We start from the raw sequence: 1,224 nt of genomic DNA on the forward strand, positions 1-1,224 counted from the left end.
GGGTGTAGAATCCGTTCTTGTATCTTTCTGTTGATTTGGTCGCCATCAAGGCCTGCTAAGCGGAGCCCTTGCGGAGCTCAAGCGAGGCAGGCCGGGTGGCACGGTTGTGAGATTGGCGTAAACGGCCGGAGCCAGCCCGCCAAGCGATGTGTGTGGTCTCTGGGTGTTGTAATCAATCCTCCAGTTTTCAATGATCTGCCGTGCTTCGGCGAGGTTGCTGAAGATATTTTCATTCAAACATTCGTCCCTAAGCCTGCCGATGAACGACTCCACAAACGCATTTTGCATCGGCTTTCCCGGTGCGATGTAGTGCCAGCCAACGCCGGTATCCTAGCACCATCTTAGCACGGCATGAGGTGTCGTCTCCGTGCCATTGTCAGAGACGATCATGGCCGGCTGGCCGCGCCTGCGGATCAGATCATCCAGCTCACGGATCATCCGTGCGCCTGACAAGGAACGATCGACGACAGTGGCCAACGCCTCGCGCGTACAATCATCCACGATGCACAGCACCCGGAACCGCTGCCCATCTTCAAAGGCGTCCGATACAAAGCCAAACGACCAACGCTGATTGGCACGATCCGGCACGAGAATGGGCCTGCGTGTGCCCAAAACCCGCTTTCGCGACCGGCGGCGGCGCACAGCCAGCCCTTCTTCGCGGTAATGCCGGAACAGCTTCTTGTGGTTCACTTCAAAGCCTTCCCTAGCCAGCAGAATGCCCAAGCGACGATAGCCGAACCGGCGTCGTTCATTCGCCAGTTCAAGCAGCCGTTTGCGCAAGACATCATCGCCCCGATCCTGTTTCTGATACTGAAAGACAGATCGACGTAGATCAGCCAGTTCACACGCCCGATGCTCCGACAAGCCATGCCGATCCATCATGTCCGACACAGCCCTTCGCTTCACGTCAGGCGTCAATAAAATTTTTGCCGCAAGGTCTTTAAGTGCCGCATTGTCCAGCATCGCATCTGCCAGCATCCGCTTCAGACGATTGTTCTCGTCCTCAAGCGCCCGCAGCTTCTTGGCGTCCGACACGTTCATGCCGCCAAACTTGGCTTTGTATTTGTAGAAAGTGGCATCGCTGATCCCGTAACTCCGGCACAGCTCCTGCGCCTTCACGCCCGCTTCCTACACTTTGATAATCCCAATGATCTGTTCGTCACTAAATCTACGTTTCATGGTCCATCCTTAGCTTGGGCGGATCAACAGCACCTAAGTGGCCTG

The 1,224-nt window shown here is 56.0% G+C and carries 1 pseudogene; it reads right to left on the reverse strand.

From position 1 onward, the window contains the following. Nucleotides 1-55 precede the first annotated feature (55 nt). Nucleotides 56-1,119, reverse strand: a pseudogene (locus Q1A34_RS21910) (IS3 family transposase). Between the last annotated feature and the right edge of the window lie 105 nt (nucleotides 1,120-1,224).

This window comes from uncultured Roseobacter sp. (genome assembly GCF_947491795.1).
Lineage (GTDB): Bacteria > Pseudomonadota > Alphaproteobacteria > Rhodobacterales > Rhodobacteraceae > Roseobacter.